This is a genomic window from Mycoplasma corogypsi (genome assembly GCF_045276875.1).
Taxonomy (GTDB): Bacteria; Bacillota_I; Bacilli_A; order Mycoplasmatales; family Metamycoplasmataceae; genus Mycoplasmopsis; species Mycoplasmopsis corogypsi.
The window spans coordinates 30,838-53,625 of record NZ_CP174163.1 but is presented as its reverse complement, the minus strand read 5'-3'; the positions used below and the strand labels follow the sequence as shown (position 1 = coordinate 53,625).

Below are 22,788 nucleotides of genomic sequence, written 5' to 3'. Positions count from 1 at the left end.
TTTCTTAAACTATTAGTTTTTATAGCTAAAAAGTTGAATAACTAGTGCTATTATTTATCATAAAAACAACTAAAAACAGCTTTTCATAAAGTTAATTATTCATAAAACAACTTTTTTGTTTAAACCTTGATTTTTAAGCCTTTTTGGGTCAAGAAATCTACCTTAATAAGATGAATTAGGTAAAAAATAAAACAAAAAATGTAAAATATACTTGTAAGAATAATTAAGTAGGAAGTTACAAATATGAATAAAAAAGATACAGTGCTATTTGGTCTTTATAATACAGAAAAATTAGCCTCAAAAATTTCAGAAATTACTGGAATTCCTTTATCAAAAGTAGAAAGAACTGTTTATGCCGATGGTGAAGTAATGCTAGTATCTGAACCAACAGTTAGAGATAAAGATGTTTATATTATTGCATCAACCTCTCGACCTGTTAACAACAACATTATGGAGTTATTGTTATTTATTGACTCCTTAAAAAGAGCTAGTGCTCGTTCAATCAACATTTGTTTAAGTTACTACGGATATGCTCGTCAAGACCGTAAAGCAAGCGGAAGACAACCAATTGGAGCAAAATTGGTTGCTGATTTACTTCAAACAGCTGGTGCTTCAAGAGTAATTTGCGTTGACTTACACAACCCATCAATTCAAGGTTTCTTCGATATTCCAGTTGATGATTTAAGAGGTCAGTTCCCATTAGCTAAAGAACTTAAAAAACTAGGTGAAAAATTCACAGTAGTTTCTCCAGATCACGGTGGAACTGTTAGAGCTAGAAAATTAGCTGAATTAATTGCTGATACAATTAAAATTTGTATCATTGACAAAAGAAGAACAGGTGTAAACCAAGCTGAAGTTTATGGTATTTTAGGAGAAATTGAAGGATATAATGCCGTAATTATTGATGATATTATCGATACTGGTGGAACAATTCTTAAAGCTGTGGATGCTTTAAAAGTACACGGAGCTAAAAAAGTTATTGTTTTAGCAACTCACGGAATTTTCACTAAAGGCTTTGAAATGTTCCAAGATAATCCAAATGTTGAAAAAGTTATTATTACAAACAGTATTGATAATAGTGAATTAGCTGCGAAATTTAGTAAATTACAAGTTGTTGATTTAGGTGAATTTATAGGGCGTGTAATCAACGCATCATTAAATGGCGGAAGTATTACAAACGTATATCAAGATTATAAAGACGAAATTAGAAGTATGTAATCTTTATAAGCAAGTGCAATCGCATTTGCTTTTCTTATGGAGTTATTAATGAATAAAGAAATAGTACAAAAAATGTGCCATGAAAATAATTGAGATTTTAACTTATTTGTTGAATATGTAGCTTTAATCGAAAAATACAATAAAGTTATGAACCTAACAGGTTTTAAAGATGACCGATTATGAGGTGAAGGGATTTTAGAATCATTAGTTTTTATGAACCAGATAACCAAAAATGCTGAAAATATAGATATTTTAGACATTGGTGCTGGTGCTGGTTTTCCTTCAATCCCTTATGCTTTGACAAAACCTAAAAACAAAATCACAATTTATGAACCACTACAAAAAAGAGTTAAATTCTTAAACATTGTAATTGAAAAACTTAACCTACAAAATTATGTGTCAGTCTACGCTATGCGTTCAGAAGAACAATTTGAAAAAAACTTATTTGATATAGTTACAGCTCGAGCAGTTGCTGATATAAGAGCTATGTTAATGTCTTCGTTTCATTTAGTAAAACTAAAAGGACATATGTCCTTAATTAAAGGTAAAAATTTTCAAGATGAAATTACAGCAGCTAACGATATAGCTAAACAACTAAAAATTGAGTTTCAAGTTGAAGATTTAGTTGTACCAAATTCAGATAAAAATAATAAAATAGTGCACATTAAAAAACTAAGATCAACACCTAAAGAATTCCCATATCCTTGAAAAGACATAGTAAAAGGTAAAAAATAAACTCAGTTTGCACTGAGTTTGTTTTTATTTTCTTCTTTTCATTGTTGGGAATAATAACACATCTCTAATTGAATCTTTTTCAGTCATTAACATTGTTAAACGGTCAATTCCGATACCGCATCCACCAGCTGGCGGCATTCCATATTCTAAAGCATCAACAAAATCTCAATCGATATCGCTAGCTTCATCATTACCATTGTTTTTTTCTTCTAATTGAGATTTAAATCTTTCTAACTGATCAATAGGGTCACTTAACTCAGTATACATATTTGCATACTCTTTTGTATTAATAAATAACTCTGCTCTTTCAGTAAATCTAGGATCTTCGGCTTTAGCTGTAAGAGGAGAAATTTCAATTGGGTGTCCATAAACAAAAGTAGGTTGAATTAGTGTATGTTCAATTAAAGCTTCAAATAATTCGTTAATTAGGTGACCTAATTGGAAGAATTTTTGAACTTTAATTCCGTGTTTTTGAGCAACTTCAACCGCTTTTTCAAAGCTAATTGTTCTAAAATCACAACCTGTAGCTTTTGAAACAGCATCAACCATGTCTATTCTTGCAAATGGTTTAGTTAAATCAATTTCTACACCTTTATTAAGAACTTTTTCTTTACCTAATTTAGCCGCAATTCTCTTAATTAAGGTTTCAGTTCTATTCATCATACCTTCTAAATCAGTGTATGCTTCATAAAACTCAATTGAAGTAAATTCAGGGTTGTGAGTTGTGTCAATTCCTTCATTTCTGAAAATTCTACCAATTTCATAAACTCTATCAATTCCACCAACTAATAGTTTTTTAAGCGGAATTTCAGTTGCAATTCTTAATACAAATTCTTGATCTAAAGCATTATGATGTGTTTTAAATGGACGAGCTGAAGCACCAGATAGATAATCATGTAAAAATGGTGTTTCAACTTCCATATATTCTAATTCATCAAAATAACTACGAATTTCAGTAATAATTTTTGTTCTATTTTTAAATACTTGCTTAGACTCTTCGTTAACGATTAAATCTACATATCTTCTTCTATAAGTTTCTTCAGTATCTACTAATCCGTGGTATTTATCAGGTAAAGGTTTAAGTGCTTTGGTTAAAAGCTTGATATTTTTAGCTTTAACAGTCACAGCTCCTGTATTAGTTTTCATTGCAACACCTTCAACATAAATAATGTCTCCAATATCAAAAGTATCAACTAATTCAGTTAATTTTTCATCCATTTTTTTGTTAAAGTAAACTTGAATTCTACCATGGTAATCTTGAATCAAAATAAACGGACCACGCATAGTCATAATTCTTCCAGCTACAGCAGTTTTGAATTCTTTTTCTTCTAATTCTTCTTTTGAATATGCTTCATATTTTTTAGCAACTTCATCTGAATAAAAAATTTCGCTTAATCCAGTAGCTTTTGCAAACCCTTCAACACCCATAGATTTATATTGCTCTAATTTTGAACGTCTAACTAGTTCTTGTTCTGTAAATTTTTCCATAATGCTCCAATGATTATTACAATAATCTAAATTTAACTTACTTATTTTAAGTTAAATTTAGCTAAAAACACTTCTTTGTGCATACTTTAAGTCCATTAGTATCTTAAATATAGTTTAAAAAGTACTAATATTTTGTTTTATTTTGTTAAAACAAAATTGCTTAAATTTCATATTTGAAATTATACAATAAATATAAAATTAATCTTATATAATTAAGTACGATAAACCCACCAATATAGTATAGGAGAGCTATAATGACATTCAAAGAATACAACTATCGCAGACTACTTAGAAATGCGAAACAATTAAAGCAAGAAGGTGATTATTTACTACCTCAGCTAAAAAATACTTATGCAATGCATTTTATTTTGTTCTCTAGTTCAAGACCAAAGCACGATTTAAAAAGAGTGCAAGAAAAATATTTAACTTTTTATTCAGACAAAGATTTTGCACGTATCAGAAACAAACTAAATATTGTTGATAAAAAACTTTCTGAAGACATCTGTGCTGACCACTGATTTAAGATTGTAAGTGAATACCGTGAAGAATTAATTAATGAGTACCTAAAACAATTTGGAAAAGATGCAAACTCAGTTATTCAAGAAAATGAATCACAACAAGCTGTAGTTAATTTAATTAACTTTTTAGAAAATAAATTAACTCAATTTAACTAAAAAAGAAAAATCACCACATTTGGTGATTTTTAATTTAACTTATGATGCAAATAATTTATTTTGTAATGTTGCAGAAAGCTTCTGCACCTTTAAAGTCAGCAGTTTCTCCAAGTTCTTCAGAAATTTGTAATAATCTGTTGTATTTTGCGATACGGTCTGTTCTTGACATTGAACCAGTTTTGATTTGTCCTGTATTCATTGCAACAGCAATGTCAGCGATTGTTGTATCTTCTGTTTCACCTGAACGGTGTGATACAACTGCTGTCATGTTAGCTTTTTGTGCCATTTGGATTGAGTCAAAAGTTTCTGTTAATGTACCAATTTGGTTAATTTTAATTAAAATTGAGTTCATTGCTTTTTCTTCAATAGCACGTTTTAAGATAGCTGGGTTTGTAACTGTTAAGTCATCACCAACGATTTGTAGTTCACTTCCCATTTCAGCTTGGAATTTTTTGAACCCTTCTCAGTCACCTTCTGCAAAACCATCTTCGATTGAAATGATTGGGTATTTAGCAACTAATGATTTTAAGTAAGCTCTCATTTCATCTGATGTGAATGATAATTTTACTTTTCCAAGGTTTTCAAATCCTGGACGTTTTTCTTCAATAGCACGTTTTAGTTTACCAAATGTGTAAACTCCATTTTCGTATAATTCTGATGAAGCACAGTCCATAGCGATAGCAACAGCTTTAGCACCTGATTTAGCTGGTACATATCCAGCAGCTTTAATAGCTTCAACTAAAAAGTCTAAAGCTTCTTCATGTGATTTAAAGTTTGGAGCAAATCCACCTTCATCACCAACAGCTGTTGAGTGTCCATGTTTTTTAAGTAATTTAGCTAAGTTATGGAATACAAAGTTAGCCATTTGTAAAGCTTCTCTAAATGATTTAGCTCCAACTGGCATAATCATAAATTCTTGGAAGTCGATAGTATTTGATGCGTGTTCACCACCATTAATAACATTTAACATAGGAACTGGTAATTGGTGAGCGTTAAATCCACCTAAATATTTGTATAATGGTAATTTTAATTCATCTGCAGCAGCTCTAGCAACAGCTAGTGAAACACCTAAAATAGCGTTAGCACCTAATTTTTCTTTGTTAGCTGTACCATCTAAAGCACACATTAACATATCAATTCTTCTTTGTTCTGTTACTTCTAAACCAACTACAGCTGGAGCTAAAACTTGGTTAATGTTATTAACAGCTGTCATAACACCTTTTCCACCAAATCAGTTAGCTTCGTAAACTGTACCTTTGTCTCTTAATTCAAGAGCTTCACGAGATCCTGTAGAAGCTCCTGATGGAACCATAGCTGATCCATATGCATCATATTCTGTTCAAACTTCAACTTGAACTGTTGGGTTACCACGTGAGTCTAAAACTTCACGTGCGTGAATTTTTTTAATTGCTGACATATTGTCTCCTCATTTATTGTTTCTTATAGTTTAAAACTATAAAATTTATTTATTAAAAAAATTATAACACTTTTAGATGCCTAAAACATCAGTTTTTTGGCTTATTTTTATAATTTTTAAATAATTTAAAACCCTAATTTTTCGCCAGCTTTTAGGCTTAATAAACTAAAAATGTTATAATAAATTTATAATTAAAATATGGAGTTTAATATGGAAAAAGAACTAAAAATTATCAATAGTTGAAAAGAAAAGTTACTTGATTTATCACTTAGAAATTTAGCATTAAACTTACGCTCATCAAAATCATCAGCCGTAAGTATTTTGTACCCAAATTTTCAGGACTTTTTATTAAATTGTAGTGAAGGTAACACTTATAAATTTGAACAACTATTTGGAAATTATTCAACTACAAAAAATGGTGAAATCAAGTTGAAGACAGAAATTAAAGTATTAAACCATATTTTACCTGTAAAAGATGTATATAGCATCAGTGAACTTCAGCCAGTTTTAGAAAGTTTTGCTAAAACAAAAGCCAAAAAAGCTTCACTAGTAACTAACTTAGGTGGAAAGCAACAAAAATACGCTTTAAATAATATTTTCAAAAAGTCACTAAAATTCCAGCAAGAAAGAGCAATTGACATCACATATTTATCAGTTGGAAATCTTTTATGACACGATAAAGACAATCCAATGAAAGATTTGTATGCTCCATTAGGTTTTATTGCTGTTCAAATTTTCCAAAAAAATATTGATAGTGATTATGAAATTAAAATTAAGGAAGGTTCATTTTTACCTAACTTAACTTTAATTAAAAAACTTCAAGTAGATTTTGGAATTGATATTTCATATAACTTTAATAAAGCTGGAGATGAAGAAGTTAGCCAGTTTGATAAAACTTTTTATCAACAATTTGTTGAATATCGTAATTTTGTTGAATCACAACTAATTCACAAAATGCATAATGCAAACGAATTAGAATGAAAAATTTTAGATACTTTGGATTTAGGTAATTTCTATTTCCAAAACGTTGAATTAATCAAAGATATCGAACTAAATACTGATCGTATTCTAAATAATTCATTTTTTAATGATGTGATTAAAAACGAAGGTAAAACTAGAACCGAATCTGGTAAAAAAATAGTTCAAGATGACCAAGTTGATGATTATATTAATCCAAATCAATATTTCCATATTTTAGATGCCGATTCATCACAAGAAGCAGCGATTCAATCTGCTATTAATGGTGCAAGTTTTGTTTTAGAAGGTCCACCAGGCACTGGTAAATCTCAAACTATTACCAACATTATCTCTGAATTAGTGGCTAGAGGCAAAAAAGTGTTGTTTGTTGCCGAGAAAAAAGCTGCTCTAGATGTTGTTTTTAGAAACCTTAAAAAGAAACAATTAGATTCATTAGCTTTAGCGATTCACGATGAAAAATTCTCATCAAAATCAATGATTGCAGAGCTATATGCACAATTAAATGCAGCTCAAACTACTAGAAAAATCAAAAAAGAATTTGAACAAGAGACAATCACCAAATTTAATCAATCTAAAAATAACTTAAATAAGTACTATGAAACTTTGACCAAACAAAGAAAACCGTTTAACTCAAGTATTTATGAACTTTATGGTTTACATACACTTTTAGAAAATCAACAAGTTCCAACTTATGCCTTTGAAATTCCTAATTTAATGGAAATGGATTTTGATAAGAAAAACAAAATCATTTTGGCACTTGATACTTTGGAGAAAAAATATCAATTAATTAACAAAGATATTAGTTCTAACGTTTGATATGGTTTAGTGGCTAATTTAGCTTCTGCTGTAGATTTTGAAGCATTTAGCAACAAATTCCATGAAGCTCAAGGTGCTTTATCAGACTTAATGGGATTTATAAATGAAGTTGTTAAAAAAGATTTAGAAATTGGTTTTGTAGATACTAGATCATTTACTGAAGCTTTAACTAATCTTCAAAAAATCATTAACTTATCACTTCAAATTAATACATATGACCCAAGAATAGCACTACACGAAAACCCTGAATATGAGTTAGAAAAACTAGAAGAGTTAAAAATAGCATTAGAAGCCAAAGAAAACGTTAAACTAGAAATTTGCAAGATTTATAATGCAACTATTTTTGATGACACAATCAACAAAGGCTTTAATGAATTAGTTTCAATGCTTGAAAATGGTGTAAATTCAGCTGGTAGTGGGTTTGGTACACTATTTTCTAGAAAATTCAAAAAAGCTAAAAAATATCTTCGTCAATTTAGATTTGACCCAAAAATCACATACGACAGAATGAGAAGTGATTACGCTTTATTTAAAAAGTTATCTAACCTAAATATTGAAATAGAAGATACTTTAAGAAAAGTTAAATTTAGAAACTTTTACAACTCACCAGAAAGCATAGATTCATATATTGAACAATTCACTTGATTAACTCAATTCCAAAATCTAAAAAGTTATGTTTTAACTTATAAATCAGACAGCCGTGAAATAACTCAAAAATGATTCAAAGAAGAAACATTTATTAAAAAAATAGCTACACAAGCAAACGATAAAATCAATCATGTGTTCGCTGTAATGGAAGATATTTACAAATATTTTGAACCAAAAATGGCTGATATCTTAAGTAAGCTAAAAATTGATTTAGCTTATAATCAAATCAAATTATGAGTTTTAAAATTAAATCAAGCTAGAGCTTATAGTGATTTTAACTATACATTTACTAAACTAGATTTTCCAGAATTAGAAGAGTACAAAAAAGTTATTGTTAAACACTCAATTAATACTGATATTGCTAATGTTTTCATGAAAAATGTGTATCTAAAACTTATTGATTTATACACTCGTGAAGACCAATTAAAAGAAAATGGTTTCCAGTATGATCCACATACATTAATGGATACATTCAGTAAAGTTGAGCGTACAATCAATGACTTAAGTGAAACTAAAGTTTTATATGAAATATTTAAAAAACTTCCATCAGTAGGTCCAACTGCACCATTTAGCAAAAGTGTGCAAATTCTTCAAAGAGAAGCAAACAAAAGCAAAAAAGTAATGCCTTTCAGGGAACTATTTAATACAATCCCTGACTTAATTACACAAATCAAACCTTGTTTGATGATGTCTCCTTGAACAATTAGTGCTTTCTTAAAAGATACAGATTTAGAATTTGATACAGTTATTTTTGACGAGGCTTCGCAAGTCTTTCCTGAATCAGCCATTTGTGCTTTATTCAGAGCAAAACAATACATTATAGTTGGTGATGACAAGCAACTTCCTCCAACCAACTTCTTCCATAAAGAGTTTGAAGATGATTTAGATGATGTTGAAGCTTCTACCGACGGTTATGAATCTATTCTAACTTTAGCTAGAATTTATCTACCTACTATAACTCTAAAATGACACTATAGAAGTAAATTTGAACAACTAATTGCTCCTTCAAATAGATTTGTTTACTCAAATAAATTAATCACCTTCCCAGATGTGAGAAAAAATAAAGAATATGAAGGAATTAAACTACAACGTGTAAATGGTGTTTTTAGTGCAAACACAAACCAAAGCGAAGCAATTGAAGTTATTAATCAAATTTTAAATATTTGAGAAAAATTTGGAACTTCAAAATCAGTTGGTGTAGTTACTTTCAACAACAAACAGCAAGACTTTATCGACCGTAAAATAGCTTCATTGCGTAGAAACAAACCAGAAATGGAAGCTTTCTTTAGTAGTGAACTTGCTGATCCATTCTTTATTAAAAACATCGAAAATGTTCAAGGTGATGAAAGAGATATTATAATTGTAAGCTCATGTTATGGTTTAAATGAAGCTGGACAATTTAGACAAAACTTTGGACCAATTAACCGTGAAGGTGGATACAAGAGACTAAATGTTGCCTTCTCACGTGCTAAAGAATGTTTAATTTTGGTTACATCATTTGATTCACAAATGATAACAAATGAAAATCAACTTCACAGTATTGAGTTCATGAAAAAATATTGAGAATTCGCTGAAAGTATTAATAAACTAGGTGCAGAAATCGAAAACAATGAATTTATTAATAGTTTCAAAAACTTTGAAAAAAGTAATTTTGAAGAGGCTGTAGTCCAAGAACTAGAAAAACATAACTATAAAATTAAGAGAAACATAGGTATTTCTTCTTACAAAATTAGCATAGGGGTTTTAAATCCACAAAATGAAGAAGAAATTATAATGGGTATTGACTGTGATGGTAGTTTATATGCAACATCTAAATCAGCTCGTGATCGTGAAAGACTAAGAAAACAAGTATTAAACCAAAGAGGGTGAAATATTTACCGTATTTGAAGTAAACCTTGATACGAAAATAATGAAGTGGAAGTAAAACAACTAATTGAAAAATTAGAACAACTTACATTAGGTGTCAAAAGAGCTACTTTAACTGGCGAAACTTTTGTTGAAGATGATCTAAATGCTTATTTAGATATTGACCAAAACACTGATGAATTCAACGAATCAGAACAAAATACTGATAGCGGTAATAATGAATCAGATATTGAGTATGAATACTACCGTAAAGCTGAAATGAAGGACTGGTTCCCTTATTATCCTGAATATAAAGATTATGATTTAGATAAAACACAGGAAATTATTCGTTATATTTTAACAGCAAGTCCAATACATTGAAAAACCATTAAAAAGCTCTCATTGCATATAGCGACTCAAAGAAATATCACAGATATTATTGCTTTTGCTAATAAATTTAAACTTTTACTACGTAAATTACAGGAAAATGGTCAAATCAAAGCAGATAATAATGATTGATATTATCATCCACAAATGATTCCAACACAAGTTCAATATAGACAACCAACTAGTGAAGAAAATATTCGTACAATTGATGAAATTAACCTTTATGAATATATTAATTTAATCACTACAATTATCAGTAAAGTCGAAGAAATTAGTAAGGAAGCATTATTCTCTGCTATTTCTAAATTCTTAAACACTAGACAAACTCCAAAATTTAAAGAAACTATGGAAAATACCTTAAGTCTACTACTTAACCAAGGTATCTTAAAAATTAGTGATGAAGATGTTTTATCATTCTAATAATCACTCTAGAATCAAAAAAACCTAGCTCATATCATCGGAGCTAGGTTTTTTATAAAGATAATTTAAGGTTGAGTTTGTAGAATAAAAAGGAGAAATAATTAAGTAGAATGAATAAACCTTAAATTACGCAAGTTTCACACTCAACTGTTTGTTTTGTGTCTTTTTCTCAGTCAATGTTTTCTGAATCTTCTAATACATCTTGACGAATTCTTACATAGTAAATTGAAGCACATTTTGCTTTAAATGCACGAATATAAGCTTTATTTAAATCACGTGTAGTAGCTGTATCGTTCATAAATAAAGTTAATGAAATAGCTTGATCAACGTGTTTTTGAGCTTCAGCGACAATATCAATGTAAGGATTTGGACCTAATTCATAAGCTCCATCTTTGTAGTATTTGTAGTTTTCTTCGTCAAGTTTGTAAGCTAATGAATAGATTCTACCTGTTTTAGCTTCTTTTCTAACTTCAACAGGTGAAACAACTGGTTGAAGTGAAGGAGTACATGAAGATAAATATGAAATAGAACCAGTAGGAGCAACAGCTAAAACGTGTGAGTTAGCTAAACCGTATTTTACGATGTTAGCTGTTAAAGTTTCTCAATCTTTTTGAGTTGGTACTTCAACACCAAATTTATTGAATAATTCAACAACTTTAGCATCTTTTGCTACATATGTATCAGGTTGGCATTTTGTATATTTATCAAAGTATGAACCATCTGCATATTTTGAAGTTACAAAGTTATCGTATGTAGCACCATATTCTTTTGCTAGCTCATTAGAAGCTTTGTATGAATGGTATGCTAAAGTATAGAAAAATAGATTTGTAAACTCTAACGCTGTAGGTGAATCGTAGTAAACATGGTTAGTAGCTAAAAATCCATGTAGGTTCATAGCCCCTAAACCTAAAGCGTGGTTTTTCTTGTTTCCGTTGTTAATTGATGGTGCACAAGTTAAATCACAACTTCTAGAAACATGGTCTAGTGATTTAATTGCATAGTAAACTGATTTACCAAAATCCTTACCAGCATGCATTAATTTATCAATGTTCATTGAACCTAAATTACATGCAATATCTTCACCTAATTTAGTTACATTTAAATCAACATTGTATTCTGTTTCACTTGAAGATTGTACAATTTCTGAACATAAGTTTGACATAACAATTCTTCCAGCATTTGGGTTTCTGTCATTAACTGTATCTTCAAATAATAAATATGGATAACCTGATTCAAAGTGTAATTCAGCAACATTTTGGAAAAACTTACGAGCTGATACATATGTCTTTTTAATTTTGTCATTATTTAACATATTGTAGTACTCGTCACTTACTTTAATGTCTGAAAGCGGTTTTCCGTAAACTTTTTCAACATCATAAGGTGAAAATAAAGCCATTTCTTTATTTTCTTTAGCTAGTTCAAAAGTAATGTTTGGAACAACGATTCCTAAAGATAAAGATTTAATACGGATTTTTTCATCAGCATTTTCACGTTTTGAGTCTAAAAAGGTCATAATATCAGGGTGATGAGCATGTAAATAAACAGCTCCAGCACCTTGACGTTGTCCTAATTGGTTAGCATATGAAAATGAGTCTTCTAAAATTTTCATAACTGGAATAACACCAGTTGCTTGGTTTTGAATCCCTTTAATTGGAGCACCAAATTCTCTTAAGTTAGTTAAACAAAGAGCAACCCCACCACCTCTTTTTGATAACTGTAAAGATGTAGTAACAGCACGTGCAATTGATTCCATATTATCTTCAACTCTTAGAAGATAACAAGAAACATATTCACCTCTTTGTTTTTTACCAGCGTTTAAAAATGTTGGAGTAGCTGGTTGGAAACGCCCTGATAAGATTTCAACTAAAATATTTTTAGTATCTTCAAAATTACCAGCACCTAAAAATAGAGCATTCATTAGTGCACGTTCTGAATAAGTTTCTAAATATTGTTTACCATCAAATGTTTTTAAACAATATGAACTATAAAACTTAACAATACCCATAAATGAAAGAAATTTATGGTCAAATTGTTTGATAACTTCGTACAATTCTTCTAATTGCTGTTTGTTAACTCTGCTTACAACTTCTACTTCATAATAGTCGTTATCGACTAGATATTTCATTCTATCGTGAATTGAAGCAAACTTCATTGTACGAGGTTCAATTTCAACTTCTCAGTATTTTTCGACTGCTAAAGCGTCGTTTTTTGCTGAATCTTTACCTAAATTTAGTTTACTTAGGGCGTTTAATGCTAGGTATTCATCGGCGTTTCTGAAGTCTTTGGTATTTTTTGACATCAGCTATCCCTCCATTTCTCAAAGTTTTTTCATTTTATCTTTTACAGCGATTTCATCTGCTTTTGTCCCTAATAATTCATATACATGTAATAATGGGACTTTTAATTTAGCTTGTAAAACATCACCAGCTAATCCATATGTATCACCAAAATTAGTATTTCCACTTGCCACAATTCCTACACAGTGCTTTCTATTTGTTTCATTGTTTAAGAATTTAATAACTTGTTTTGGAACACTTCCTTTTAATTCACCTAAACCACCTGAATAGGTTGGGCAAAATAAAACATAATCGAAATCTACATTAATTTCTTGTTCACTATCCATAGGAATTCTAGTTGCTTTAATTCCTAATTTGTCTACAAATCTACGAGTATTTTCAGTTTCTGAACTGAAAAATACAATGTGTTGGTCACCTTTTGGTTTTCTTACTGTTACTAATACTTTTTCTTCGTTATTCATGATTAAAACTCTCAATCTTCATCTTCTGTTTCTTCTGAAACACCCATAACATATGAGCTTCCGTTTCCTGAGAAGAAATCGTGGTTTTCGTCAGCTCTAGCTGATAACTGTGCAAATACTTCTGGAGAAATAGCTGTTTCTTCAGGAGTAAATGGTGACTCATATCCACAGTTTTGCAAGAATTTTCCTGCATTATATAAACTAAACGCAATAGCTTCGTCAGCTAGACCAAAATCTTGGTATAAATCACGTAAGAAATCTTTTTCTAATTCAATTAATTCGAAAAGAATTTTGAATACAAATTTTTTGTATTCTTCTTGTTTTTCTTTAGGTAATTTTTCAACCTTTTGACGATATTTGTATCCTGAATAGTAGTTATGTAACACTTTGTCTCTTAAAATAAGTCTAATAATGTCACTTGTGTTTGGTAATTCACCACGTGCTGATAAGTAAAATGGTAAATAGAAACCACCATATAGTAAGAAACCAGGCATTAATGCAGCTGCAATTTTTGATTTCAGTGGGTCTGTTGATGTGTAGTATGGAACTAGGAATTTAGCACGAGCTTGCAGTTTTTCATTAGAAATAACTCACTCATGAGCTTCTTCGATTTCGTCACTAGTGTTTAGTGTTGAGAAAATTGTCCCATAACTTCTAGCGTGCACTCCAACCATGAATGCAAAGTTAGCATAAATAACTTGTTCATGATCTGTTAATGAGTTAGGGATTTGTGCAATGTCCCCTAATGTTGCTTGAATTGTATCAAGCAGTGTTAAACCTGTGAAAGTTCTAGTGATTAATGTTTTTCACTTTTGATCTAACCCTTTTCATGATTTTAGGTCATTTGATACTGGAATTTTCTCTGGTAATCAAAAGTTCTGTGTTACTCTGTCTCAAACTTCTAAATCTTTTCTGTCATTTAAGACATTTCAATTCACAGCTCTCATCACACCTTTTAGATTATTTTTCACATAATCTAATGGGTTTAATGATTCATTGTAATATTTATTGTTATTGCTCATGAGTATAAACCAATCCTTTTTATTAATACATTATAAAGTTCTGTCAAAGTCTAATAAATTATCCACTAATTTTATAGCTTAGCATGTGCATAAAATTGTGAATAAAATAGTAAAACTCATTTATTAATATCAAATATTAATTGATAAAATGAATTTTACTTTTCGTATATTTTATAGTAATTTAGATGTGAAATAAAGCAAAAAGATTTAAAAATTTAAATAGGTCTATACAGTAGCTATTTTCGTATTTGTATATAAATTTCCATATTATTTTTACAAATATTTACATAAAATAACTATAATCTAAATAAGATAAAGTGTTAGTATTATCTATGATTTTAAATCTATTTAAATGTATTTAAATAATACTTTTAGTTCTATAAAATAGTGCTAAAAGTATATTTTATATAAAAAAATTATTTATAGAATAAGATATAAAATCCTATTTTTATTTTTTAAATCTCTTTATTTGTGTGAATTCATTAAAATAAATTGGTTAGCTATAAAAAATAGTATTAGTTACAGCTTTTTTTATATTAAATAGGTGAAATTAAGTTGTAACTAATAAAAGGATAATACTCAATGGAACACTACACTGATGAGGTATTTATAATGAGACAATACTTGGATTTATTAGAAAAAGTTAAAAGCTGTGGAAAACACAAAGATGACCGTACAAAAACAGGTACAATTTCATATTTTGGAACACAAACAAGATACGATTTAAGAGAAGGTTTTCCTTTGTTGACAACTAAAAAAATGGCTTGAAAAGCAATTTGTATCGAACTATTATGATTTTTAAAAGGCGATACAAACATTAAATTTTTAGTGGATAATGGTGTAAACATTTGAAATGAATGACCATATGAAATATTTAAAAAATCAAAAGATTATAATGGTGAAACACTTCTAGAATTTGTTGAAAAAATAAAAAATGATGATAAATTTGCTGAAGAGTATGGAAAACTTGGACCAGTTTATGGAAAACAATGAAGAGACTTTAATGGTGTTGATCAAATTTCTTGAGTAATTGAAGAAATTAAAAGAAACCCATTTTCAAGAAGATTGATTGTATCTGCTTGAAATCCAGTAGATGTTGAATTTATGGCTTTACCACCTTGTCATAGCTTCTTCCAATTTTTTGTGAATGAAAATATGGAGCTTTCTTTACAGCTTTATCAAAGAAGCGGTGATATGTTTTTAGGTGTTCCTTTTAACATCGCTTCTTATTCGCTTCTGTTATCAATGGTAGCGCAAGTCACTGGTTTAAAAGTAGGTGAGTTTGTTCACACAATTGGAGATACACATATTTATTCAAACCATGTTGATCAAGTTGATATTCAACTATCTAGAACTCCATATAAACTACCTAAATTAGTGTTAAATCCTAAAATCAAAAACATTTTTGATTTTACTTTTGATGATATTAAACTAGAAGACTACACTTGTCATGAAGCAATTAAAGGAAAGGTTGCGGTCTAATGATTAAATTAATTGTTGCAGTAGATCCTAATAACTTAATCGGCAATGGTAATGTAATGCCATGAAATATCAAACAAGAATTTAAACACTTCAGAGAAACAACCTTAAATCAAGCTCTGTTATTTGGTCGTAATACATTTTTAGGATTACCTAAAAAACTTGATAATAGAATTAATTATGTACTTTCTACTGATGAAGTGGAAAGTGCTGATCAAGTAATCCACAATGAAACTGAATTATTTGAGTTATTTGATAAATATAAACATAACACTGAGAAAACACTATTTATTTCTGGTGGAAAATCAATTTATGAAAAATATTACACCTATGCTGATGAGCTAATAATTTCAAGACTTAAAAAAGCATACGAAGGCAATGTTTACTTAAATTTAGATTTAAGCCAATATCAATTAACAAAAGTTGAAGAATTTGAAGAATTTAATGTTGAGTATTATGTAAAAAAGCAATTAACTAAGCAAAAAACTAATCAAGCTATTTCATGAGATGATTATTTTATGGGACTAGCAAAATTGTCCGCTTGTCGTAGCAAAGATCCTTCTACTCAAGTTGGAGCATGCATTATCGATCAACACAAACATGTAATTGGTTTAGGTTATAACGGTATGCCTAAAGGAAATGACGAATCATATCCATGAGTAGCACAAGCTGAAAGTGGAAGTGTTAAAGACACCAAATATCCATATGTTATGCACGCAGAAGTAAACGCAATTTTAAACACTAACACTTCAATCAGAGATACATATGCAACGCTTTATACTTCTCTATTCCCTTGTTCTAATTGTGCCAAAATCATTGTGCAAAGTGGTATTAAAGAAATAGTATACGAAAACAATAAATACCAACACACTGAAGATGCTGCCATTTCAAGATATATATTGGAAGTTTCAAATATTAAAGTTAGACAACACGATTCACAAATAAGTTTTTCAATCAATAGAAAATAAACTATTAAATAGTTAGCGAATTGCTAACTATTTTTTTAAACAAGTAAGAAACATTGAATAGTGAAACATAGTGTCTTATTTATCAAGTTTTATTAAGCGTAAAATAGTACAAAAAAATACCTAACTAAGTTAGGTATTTTGGGGATTATGTTATTTCATTGAATTAACTAAATCAGTAATTCTTTTCGCAGCAATAGCACCATCATTTGCTGCTGTAATAATTTGACGAATTTCTTTTTTTCTAATATCTCCACAGGCAAAAACACCAGGTATTTTTGTTTGCATAAATTCATCTGTAATGATGAATCCTTTGTCATCAAAAATGTCAAATCCTTGCATAAAGTTGGCATTTGGTTTCATACCGATATATGGGAAAAATGAAGATACTTCAATAATTTCTTCATTTCCGTTTTTATCTACAATAGCCACTCTTTCAAGTGCTGCTGTTCCTTCTAAACGGTCGATTTTTGATTCACGATAAACTTTAACATTAGGTAGTTTTAATAAGTCATCAACCAATCTTCTTTCAGCAGTAAAATCAGCATCTTTAATAACAATGTGTACTTGACTAGCAATACTTGATAAGTATACTGATTCTTCAACAGCAGAATTACCAGCTCCTAAAACAACTGTTGGAGCACCTTTATAAATAGGTCCATCACAAATAGCACAGTAGCTTAAACCTCTATTTTCAAATTGTTCTCAATTTTTTACAAATGTAGGTTTTCTATTTGACATACCTACTGAAATAATTAGCATTTTAGTAAATAAAACATTTCCATCAGCTAATTTAACTTCGAAGTTATATTCACCTAGTTGTTTAACAGCAACAACTTCACCATAAACGTATTTAGCACCATATAGTTGAGCGTGTTTGAAAAAATCAGAAGCTAATTTTCAACCTTCAACCATTTCAGTTCCTAATCAGTTTTCTATTTTAGATGTTGATGATAATTTTCCACCAGGAGCACCTTTTTCAACAAATGCTACTTTTAAGTTAGCTCTTGAAGAATATAAAGTCGCATTTAGTCCAGCTGGACCACCGCCAATAATTACTAAATCGAATTTATTTTCCATGATAATACCTATGCTTTCTTAATTAATAATTTTGAGTATAGTTTTTTGTATAAATATGTAATTGAAGTTACATTAACATGTGAAGCATATGCTTCTGGTTGTGCATATTTGTAAACATAGTAGTATTTTTCTTTGAAACGAATGTATTTAACCGCACCAAAGAATTGATAGTAAACAAACGCAATAAATCCAATAGCCACAAACATTGCTGAAAGCACTGTATAAAAGACATAGCTTTCTTCTCTAAGTGGTTCCATTGCTAACCGTACTGTTCCGTATCAAACTAAATACAATCCAGCTGTTGTTCCTGGTTTGGTTAAACCAAAGAAGTTTAATACTCAAACTATGATTAAATATCCAAGTAAGTTAGCTATTCCTTCGTATAAAAACAGAGGATATCTGTAAGCTCCAACTAATCCATATGCATTAGATGTAGCATCTGAAATGTACATTTGTGAAGCAAATGCTTTACCGAATATTAGTACAGATTGACCACTTCAATCAATTTTTCCATAAACCTCATGGTTAGCGAAGTTTCCTCAACGACCTGCTACTTGTCCAATTAAAACAGTTGGAATAATTAAGCTAGCCGCTAATCTCACATCAATTTCATTTCTTTTTACATATCCATAGATTAAGTCGCAAATGAGAGCTAGAAGCACCCCACCTTGGATACTTAATCCACCTTCTCAAATAGCTCACCACCTCGCAGGTAATGAACCATCAGCAATGATTCTTTCAGCGAGAAATCCAAGTCTAGCTCCCATAATTGAGCTAGGAATTGTGATAATAATTAAAGTTAATAATGTTTCAGTTTTATAACCGGCTCTATATCAAAAATAGAAAATAGTTAATATTGAGCATAAAAAACCAAGCATCATGGTAAATGAATAAACTCTAAATTCAAAATTACCAATTTTAAATAAATCAGTACCAAGACCAGCTGCTATTGCAGTTTCAGGTACTCATGCTGGTTGTGCGTTAATCATTTTAATACCTCCTATTTTCTATTTCTTTTAAAATGTTTTTACCATCTTTTTGAGCCATATAAAAGCTAACTGCAGCTTCAATAAGTGAAGCAGCTGACCCACCTTCTTTAATTGGTACTACCATTTTTCTAACTGTTCTACCTAAAATATTGTGGGTTAATAGTTCAGTTCCTAAACGGTCATAACTATTAGCTCGATTAAATTTAACAAGTTCAATAACTAAATCAATATTCGCGCTTTCAGACATACTTGAAACACCATATGTGTATTTAACATCAATAATTCCAATTCCACGAACTTCTAAAAAGTTTCTTGTAATTGATGGGCAACGACCAATAAAGTGTATACCAGCATCCTTAATTAAGACCGCATCATCAGAAATTAAAATATTTCCTCTTTGAACCAATTCTAAAGCAGCTTCAGATTTTCCAACACCACTTTGTCCAATAATTAAGACACCAATAGCGCCTACTAAAACTAATGTTCCGTGCACTTGTGTTTCTTCAGCAAAAAAATCATTTAGATAAGTTCCTACATTTGTAGTCATAATTGATGAACTTTTTCTAGATAGAGCAACAGGAATGTTATATTTATTAGCTATTTCATAAACCCAAGATAAAGCAGGTTTTTGAAAACCCTTAGATAATAATACAAGCGGTGGTAATTGTGAAAAAATGTGTTCAATAGCTTTTGTAGCCCTTTGTTTTCCAATGCTAAAAAATCACATTGATTCACTTGTTCCTCAAGCAACTACATTTTTGTAAATTCTTTCAGTAACAATTAATTCACTTAATTCCAAACCAACACGTTTAATAGTTGGTTGATAAATATCATTGTATTGAAGATTAGGGTTATCTTGATTGATTATTCTTAAATTAAAATAATCAATCACTTTAGTAACGTTTAGACTTTTTTCTTTCACTTCACTCATCAAACCACCTAATTAATCATTAAATACTGTAATTTTAATGATGTTATTATATTTAATTATATATATTTTGAATCTTTTTGTGTCTGTTATTTATGTTTTAACACTTTGCCTAAAAATTGACTTGTATAACCTTTGTTGCTATCAACTACGGCTTCTGGTGTTCCAGTAACCACAACTTTTCCACCATTAATTCCACCATCTGGACCTAAATCAATGATGTAATCAGCGTTTTTGATTACATCTAGGTTGTGTTCAATAACTACAACAGTGTCTCCACCATCAACAATTCTATTGATAATATCTAAAAGTTTTTTAACATCATGAATATGTAATCCAGTTGTTGGCTCATCTAATACATAAACTGTTCTACCTGTTGGTTTTTTCTGTAAATAAGTTGCTAGTTTAATTCTTTGCGCTTCTCCACCACTTAAAGTTGTAGACATTTGACCTAAATGAATGTAACCTAAACCTACATCGTTTAAAATTTGTAATTTTTCAACGATTTTGCTTTTGTTTTCAAAAAATTCTAGCGCTTCCTCACCAGTCATTTCTAAAACTTCAAATATATTTTTACCTTTAAACTTAATCTCAAGTGTTTCACGATTATATCTTTTTCCATCACACTGATCGCAAGCTACGTAAACATCAGGTAAAAAGTGCATTTCGATCTTAAAGTATCCATCACCATTACATTTTTCACAACGACCACCAGGAACATTAAAACTAAATCTACTTTTTGTATATCCTCTAGCTTTTGATTCAGAAATATTAGCAAAAATATCTCTAATATCATCAAAAACACCAATATAAGTTGCTGGGTTACTTCTTGGGGTTCTACCAATTGGGCTTTGACTAACAGGGACGATTTTATCGATAAAGTTCAAGTTAGCAATCGAGTGAAAATCAGCACGTTTTTTAGCATGATTTTCAACAATTCCAAGCATACTTTGAGTTCCATTTACGAAAATTTCGTTAATTAAAGTACTTTTTCCACTTCCAGAAACTCCAGTCACTGCAACAAACATCCCTAAAGGTATATCAACATTAATGTTTTTAAGATTGTTTTCTTTTGCACCCTTGATTGTAACTTTATTCCCATTACCTTTTCTTCTGTTAATAGGAGTAGGAATTTCCCATTCGCCTGATAAATACTTACCTGTAATAGAATTAGGTGCATTACAAATATCTTCTAAACTACCATTAGCTACAACTTCTCCACCATGAGCTCCTGCTTTTGGGCCAATATCAACAATATGATCAGCAGCATACATTGTGTCTTCATCATGTTCAACTACAATTAATGTATTTCCTAAATCAACCATTTTCCTTAAAGTTGCAATTAGTTTTTCATTATCCTTTTGATGTAAACCGATTGAAGGTTCATCTAAAACATATAAAACACCAGATAGATTTGATCCAATTTGTGTAGCCAATCTAATTCTTTGAGCTTCTCCACCACTTAAAGTTTCTGCAGTACGAGTTAAATTTAAGTACCCTAAACCAACATCTTGTAAAAATGAAAGTCTGTCTGATAGTTCTTTTAAAATCAGTCTTGAAATTTCTAGTTCAGTTTCTGATAGTGTTGAAATTATGGTATTTAAAGTTTCAATTTCATCATCAATTGATAACTTTGTGAAATCATAAATATTTAATCCATTGATTTTAACCGATAAAGCTTCCTTATTTAATCTTGAACCATTACACATTGAACAAGTAACAAAACCGATGTATTTTTTATAATAGTCTCTTCTTCTTTCGCTATCTGTTTCAAAATACATTCTTTCAATTCTAGTTACTATACCTTCAATATATTCGCTTTTTCGAATCATATGTGATGAGTCGTTTGATAGTAAAACATATTCAATAGGTTCATCAGAACCAAATTTAATGTAGTGTAATTCTTGTTCACTTAAATTTTCAATAGGAGTATCTTTATCAATCCCATAGTGAATTAATAATGCATTAAATTTTTGTCATTCAAGCGCATTACTTCCTACCATATTTTCAAAGTAAATAATTCCACCTTCATTAATTGAACGCCATTTTTCTGGTGCTAGTAAATCAAAATCCACCTTTGATTCGACTCCAATACCTTTACATTTTTCACAAACCCCTTGAGGTGAGTTAAATGAAAATAATCTAGTTTCAATTTTACCAAGGCTAAAATCTTTATAAATACAAGCATGTGATTTAGAAAACTTATAAAGTTTATCAGTATCTTTTTCTTCAATATAGACTAAGCCTTCTGCTTCTTTAGCTGCTACATCAACTGATTCAGCTATAGTATTGTAGCTTTCTTCATTTACTGTATATCTACCAATTACCAATCAAATATCGTGTTTGATGTTTTTATCTAATTCGACTATGTCATCAAGGGTGTAGATTTTACCATCAACCTTAACACGAATAAATCCTTCTTTTTGAAGCTTTTCGAATAAGTGTTTAAAAGTACCTTTTTGAGCTTCTACAATTGGTGCATAAACTGTTATTTTAGTTCCTTCACCTAGTTTGTAGATTGTGTTTAGAATGTCAGTGTTAGTTTGAGATGAAATCTCAATATTATGATTTGGACAAAAAGCATAACCAATTCTAGCGAAAAGTAGACGCAAGTAGTCATAAATTTCAGTAATAGTTCCAACTGTTGAACGTGGGTTATTATGAACAGTTTTTTGTTCAATTGAAATAGCAGGACTTAAACCATCAATTTTATCTACATCAGGTTTTTTAGAGTTTCCTAAAAACATTCTTGCGTATGAACTCAAGGAATTTACATATCTTCTGTTTCCTTCTTCATAGATAGTGTTGAAAGCAAGTGAACTTTTACCACTTCCAGAAACCCCTGTAAATACAACGAATTTATTTTTAGGTATAGTTAAAGACACATTTTTTAAGTTATTTTCTCTTGCACCTATAATTACTAATTCTTCTTTTTTCATAT

15 protein-coding genes are annotated in these 22,788 nt (G+C 29.9%); 6 read left to right on the top strand and 9 right to left on the bottom strand.

Going from position 1 to position 22,788, the window contains the following annotated elements:
• The first annotated feature begins 243 nt into the window (after positions 1–243).
• A complete protein-coding gene (locus ACJA23_RS00210) occupies positions 244–1,218 on the top strand; it encodes a ribose-phosphate pyrophosphokinase (RefSeq protein WP_406614182.1) in 975 nt (324 codons plus the stop codon).
• Between the two features lie 48 nt (positions 1,219–1,266).
• On the top strand, positions 1,267–1,953 hold the full coding sequence (gene rsmG, locus ACJA23_RS00205) for a 16S rRNA (guanine(527)-N(7))-methyltransferase RsmG (RefSeq protein WP_406614180.1): 687 nt from the start codon (positions 1,267–1,269) through the stop codon (positions 1,951–1,953).
• Positions 1,954–1,977: 24 nt separating this feature from the next.
• Here the strand turns inward: rsmG and lysS are convergent, their stop codons facing one another.
• Entirely contained in the window at positions 1,978–3,441 is a 1,464-nt protein-coding gene (gene lysS, locus ACJA23_RS00200; protein WP_406614178.1) for a lysine--tRNA ligase, read from the bottom strand.
• Between the two features lie 254 nt (positions 3,442–3,695).
• Here lysS and ACJA23_RS00195 point away from each other — a divergent pair, with 254 nt between their 5' ends.
• On the top strand, positions 3,696–4,115 hold the full coding sequence (locus ACJA23_RS00195; RefSeq protein ID WP_406614176.1) for a hypothetical protein: 420 nt from the start codon (positions 3,696–3,698) through the stop codon (positions 4,113–4,115).
• A gap of 55 nt (positions 4,116–4,170) precedes the next feature.
• Here the strand turns inward: ACJA23_RS00195 and eno are convergent, their stop codons facing one another.
• Positions 4,171–5,532 (bottom strand): phosphopyruvate hydratase, encoded by a 1,362-nt coding sequence (gene eno, locus ACJA23_RS00190; protein ID WP_406614174.1) that lies wholly within the window; start codon positions 5,530–5,532, stop codon positions 4,171–4,173.
• Between the two features lie 198 nt (positions 5,533–5,730).
• Between eno and ACJA23_RS00185 the strand changes: the two genes are divergently transcribed.
• Positions 5,731–10,626: a DUF4011 domain-containing protein gene (locus ACJA23_RS00185; RefSeq protein WP_406614172.1), complete on the top strand. Its 4,896-nt coding sequence runs from the start codon at positions 5,731–5,733 to the stop codon at positions 10,624–10,626.
• A gap of 121 nt (positions 10,627–10,747) precedes the next feature.
• On the opposite strand, the gene nrdE is transcribed toward ACJA23_RS00185, so the two are convergent.
• Genes nrdE through nrdF form a run of 3 tightly spaced genes read right to left on the bottom strand, consistent with a single transcriptional unit; the run spans position 10,748 to position 14,406 of the window.
• Entirely contained in the window at positions 10,748–12,925 is a 2,178-nt protein-coding gene (gene nrdE / locus ACJA23_RS00180; RefSeq protein ID WP_406614170.1) for a class 1b ribonucleoside-diphosphate reductase subunit alpha, read from the bottom strand.
• A gap of 3 nt (positions 12,926–12,928) precedes the next feature.
• The gene (gene nrdI / locus ACJA23_RS00175) at positions 12,929–13,384 is read right to left on the bottom strand and encodes a class Ib ribonucleoside-diphosphate reductase assembly flavoprotein NrdI (RefSeq protein ID WP_406614168.1); all 456 of its coding nucleotides are present in this window, start codon (positions 13,382–13,384) and stop codon (positions 12,929–12,931) included.
• Positions 13,385–13,386: 2 nt separating this feature from the next.
• Positions 13,387–14,406 carry a class 1b ribonucleoside-diphosphate reductase subunit beta gene (nrdF, locus tag ACJA23_RS00170; RefSeq protein WP_406614167.1) on the bottom strand — a complete coding sequence of 340 codons (1,020 nt, stop codon included), beginning with the start codon at positions 14,404–14,406 and terminating at the stop codon, positions 13,387–13,389.
• 612 nt (positions 14,407–15,018) lie between these two features.
• On the opposite strand from nrdF, the gene ACJA23_RS00165 reads away from it, so the two are divergent.
• Positions 15,019–15,888 (top strand): thymidylate synthase, encoded by an 870-nt coding sequence (locus ACJA23_RS00165; protein ID WP_406614165.1) that lies wholly within the window; start codon positions 15,019–15,021, stop codon positions 15,886–15,888.
• Positions 15,888–16,853, top strand: coding sequence for a dihydrofolate reductase (locus tag ACJA23_RS00160; protein WP_406614163.1), 966 nt, complete (start codon positions 15,888–15,890; stop codon positions 16,851–16,853). The genes ACJA23_RS00165 and ACJA23_RS00160 overlap by 1 nt, the downstream gene beginning before the upstream one ends.
• A gap of 150 nt (positions 16,854–17,003) precedes the next feature.
• Here the strand turns inward: ACJA23_RS00160 and ACJA23_RS00155 are convergent, their stop codons facing one another.
• The 4 genes from ACJA23_RS00155 to uvrA all read right to left on the bottom strand — a co-directional run bounded on the left by ACJA23_RS00155 (position 17,004) and on the right by uvrA (position 22,786).
• Complete coding sequence (locus ACJA23_RS00155) at positions 17,004–17,930, bottom strand: NAD(P)/FAD-dependent oxidoreductase (RefSeq protein WP_406614161.1); 927 nt, start codon at positions 17,928–17,930, stop codon at positions 17,004–17,006.
• 8 nt (positions 17,931–17,938) lie between these two features.
• Positions 17,939–18,919, bottom strand: coding sequence for a prolipoprotein diacylglyceryl transferase (gene lgt / locus ACJA23_RS00150; RefSeq protein ID WP_406614159.1), 981 nt, complete (start codon positions 18,917–18,919; stop codon positions 17,939–17,941).
• A 1-nt stretch (position 18,920) separates the two neighbouring features.
• Positions 18,921–19,850 carry an HPr(Ser) kinase/phosphatase gene (hprK, locus tag ACJA23_RS00145; protein WP_406614157.1) on the bottom strand — a complete coding sequence of 310 codons (930 nt, stop codon included), beginning with the start codon at positions 19,848–19,850 and terminating at the stop codon, positions 18,921–18,923.
• 86 nt (positions 19,851–19,936) lie between these two features.
• Positions 19,937–22,786, bottom strand: a complete 2,850-nt coding sequence (gene uvrA / locus ACJA23_RS00140; protein WP_406614155.1) for an excinuclease ABC subunit UvrA — start codon at positions 22,784–22,786, stop codon at positions 19,937–19,939.
• Positions 22,787–22,788 lie beyond the last annotated feature (2 nt).